General features: G+C 55.6%; 2 protein-coding genes. Both read left to right on the top strand.

The genetic code is table 11. The annotated features are described in order from the left end of the window. Window positions 1-284: 284 nt before the first annotated feature. Window positions 285-1,631: a formate-dependent phosphoribosylglycinamide formyltransferase gene (gene purT, locus HMPREF2996_RS00020; protein WP_070729489.1), complete on the top strand. Its 1,347-nt coding sequence runs from the start codon at window positions 285-287 to the stop codon at window positions 1,629-1,631. 661 nt (window positions 1,632-2,292) lie between these two features. Continuing rightward, the coding region (locus tag HMPREF2996_RS12715) for a VaFE repeat-containing surface-anchored protein (protein WP_210398884.1) at window positions 2,293-3,515 on the top strand (1,223 nt) is incomplete at its 3' end.

Below are 3,515 nucleotides of genomic sequence, written 5' to 3'. Positions count from 1 at the left end.
CTGGCTATTGGCCTTATCGCTGATGCTTGTGCGCCGGGTGCAGGTTCCTCTAACGGTTCCTCCAAGTAAGAGAGACACTGACGCATACCGAGGGCCAGTCGGCCCAAAGTGGCCGGCTGACACATAGAAGGTCAGTCTAAAGACCAGGCCCCTTTTCCACCGTTTCCCTGCGGTGGGAAAGGGGGCCTTGGTGATCCTAAGACTCGAAGCGTTGGGAAGCCGTTCGGTGGGGTGGGGGGACGTCGCCAAGCAATGCAGTGCTAAAAGTATGCGATAATTCGAGAATGACTACCGTAGGCGACATCGCAGGCCAGATCGGAACCCCTCTGACAGGAAACGCCACCAAGGTGCTGCTCCTAGGAGCAGGTGAGCTGGGCAAGCAGTTGGTAATTGCCTTTCAGAACTTAGGGCTTGAGGTTCACGCCGTGGACCGCTACGCAGGAGCACCCGCGCAGCAGCTTGCGCACTTTAGCTACATCGCAGACATTAGGGACCCGTACAAGGTGTGGGAGCTGACTGAGAAGATCAAGCCAGACTACGTGGTCCCAGAGGTGGAAACCGTCGCGGTGGAGGCGCTGAAGCGTATTGAAGAATTCGGCACCACCGTCGTACCGTCGGCGCGGGCCTGTGAGCTGACGCAGTGTCGGGAGAGCGTGCGTGAGGTAGCTGAAAGCATCGGCCTGCCCGTCACTGCCTATCGCTTTGCTGAGTCTGCTGAGGAGCTGCAAGAGGCAGTGGGGGAGTTGGGGCTGCCGTGCATCGTGAAGCCGGATATTACGACCTCCGGAAAGGGACACATCCTTCTTAAAGAAGAAGAGGACGTGGAGGAGGCCTGGGCCATGGTGCGCCACGTGTCCTCGGAGTATAAGCGCGTCGTGGTGGAGCGCTTCGTTGACTTTGATTATGAGGTCACGCTGCTTGCTGTGCGCTCCATTGACCCGGCTACGGGCAAGATGGCTACTTGGTTCAGTGAGCCCATTGGTCACCGCCACGAAAAGGGAGATCTGGTGGAGTCGTGGCAGCCGATGGCTATGAGTGAAGACGCCCTGGCGAACGCACGCTCCGTTGCGGCGCGTATCTCCAATGAATTGGGAGGGCGCGGTGTCTACGGCGTTGAACTCTTCGTGGCCGGTGATGAGGTGTATTTCTCCTCCGTCTCTCCGCGTCCTTTGGATACCGCCATGCTGACGGGATATACACAGCGTTTCTCTGAGTTTGAGCTACATGTCCGCGCGATTCTGGGCTTTCCCATTGACGTGACATTGGTCAGCCCCGGTGCTGCGGTTATCTTGCACGCGGACGCAGAGCTTGACGATGTCTCCTACTCTGGCCTCGACACCGCTCTCTCCTACGAGGAGACGGATGTGCGTCTGTTTGGTAAGCCGTGGGCTTATGCCGGCCGCCGCATGGGTATGGTGGCCACGACTGCCGAGGACGTTGAGACCGCCCGCGACAGGGCAGCGCTGGCGGCGGGAAAGATCACTGTCGGGCCGAATGCTGATAGAACCGTTCACGGTGACTCGCAGCCCGTGGAGCCGACCGCCACTGCCGTCTCCGATATTGAGGTCATTGAGGTCCCAGAACCGGTTGTCGACGTTGATCCGAAATTAACCCGCTCCGCCGATGATTAAAGTAATAGTGACGTTTTAAGAAAGGGCGGAATGATGTCCCGGCCCCGCGGGGGAGTGGGGTGATGAACGGGGGAGCGATGGCCGTGCAATATGCGCGGCCACTTTGCGTATGCAAGGCGGCGCATCTGACGGGGGATGGTCCTTTTGTACCTGGGGTGGACAGTCGATTCCGCCTTCCCGGTAGGGGCTTAGAAGTGTGGTCGCAGTGAGCAATATCCCGAGTCAAAGCTTAATAAACCGTAAGTATAAAAATATGAGAAATTCTAATCTTAGTGACGTATCAGCATTATCTCGAACGGATTGTCGATTAATGCCTAAAAGCGCGAGGCTAGAGCGCGTTTCACCAGCGGAATTGTTGATCTATGGATGCATAGGGGAAATTTATACAACAATCAACTGGCTTGCTGGCAGCTGTGAGTGGTGATATTCTCCTGTGTGGACTATAAGAGTTCGTGAGATTCTTAAGGAGAATCGCCGGTCAAGGTGTAAAAACCTGCGTCCAGATTTCAGATTGTTTCAGCGGAACATGACTGCTGTGCAGAAAAACTTGTAGACATTCACATCATTCGAAGAGGAAACGATGAGTAAATTAAGGAATATCTCCAGAGAGGGGTGGATGGTCTTTACTGCTATTTTCACAGCAATAGCAGTAATTGCAGCCATGGTCACCGTTCCCTGGGCGAAGGCCGGTGCGGCCGAGCCGACGGACTTTGAGCCGGATAACGCCCTAGGCGCCGAGCATGAGAAGGTGGGCGGCGATAGTTCTTGGGGCCCACTTGTGTGGGCGGGTGTTCCACCGGAAGGTAACACTGAGGCTAAAGGAAACCCTGCTAATAATGTTGGCTGGGCCTGGTGTATCGACTTGACTACCCCAGATCCTATGAAGGCGTCTGGCAGCTATACGCAGTCCTCTGCGGGTGCCTTGAAATTTGAAGATCCTAAGTATCAAGATGCTGCAATTGGTCTGGCAATTAAGCTTCGTGACGCTGCAGCTGCGGGCGATAAAAAGGCCGCAGCTAAGTACAGTACTTACTTGGCGGCAATTGTCTCTGACCCGTCGGGTAGGGACACAGCAATTAACATTATTAAAGGAAACCTTGGATATGGTGACCCTAATAATGTGATTCGCTTCCAGAACTTCGAAGGAAGCCCGGACGAGTTTACAGAGTTGACGGGCCTTCGAATCGTGAAGAATACTGCTACGAATTTGGATGACCAGTTCGAGGTGGATCCTTCGATTGAGATTCCGTCCCAGCCGGCGGATGCTTTTATTACGATTGTGGGACCTGACGGTGCGTGGCAGGTACGCACGGAACAAGGTCAGCGTGTGTTCCCACCGGATCAGCCAGGCCTGCCAGGCGACGAGGGGGAATCCAAGACCCCGTCGATCGAGACCAAGGCCGAGTTTGCTGAAGGATCGAAGAAGGTCGTCGTTAACGACGCGACTGTAATCGATACCGTTACCTATGAGAACCTGGTTCCGGGTAAGAAGTACACCCTTAAGGCAGAGCTGATCTCTAAGGCTGATGAGAAGACTGTTCTCGGTAAGGGCGAGAAGTCCTTTGTCCCGGATGCAGCAAACGGCTCTGAGCAGGTCGAGATCAAGGTTACGAACGCTGAACAGCCGGTTGAGGCTGCGGTTGTCTTTGAGGAGTTGACCTCTGTTGAGGTCGACGACAAGGGTAAGGACACTCCGGATGCGACTACGGAGAACCCGAACAAGATCGCTGAGCATAAGGACATCAACGACGGCGGGCAGACGGTGAACTCTGAGGATGAGCCGACCGAGCCGACCGAGCCGACTGAGCCGACCGACCCGACTGAACCGACTGAGCCGACCGACCCGACTGAGCCGACTGAGCCTACGGAACCGACGGAACCGAC

It is taken from the genome of Corynebacterium sp. HMSC066C02, from assembly GCF_001814945.1.
GTDB lineage: Bacteria > Actinomycetota > Actinomycetes > Mycobacteriales > Mycobacteriaceae > Corynebacterium > Corynebacterium aurimucosum.
The sequence above is the reverse complement of the archived record's forward strand: the minus strand, read 5'-3'. Positions and strand labels throughout refer to the sequence as shown.

Coding starts and splice junctions, on each gene's coding strand:
- purT (WP_070729489.1), top strand. CDS start 285: ATGACTACCGTAGGCGACATCGCAGGCCAGATCGGAACCCCTCTGACA.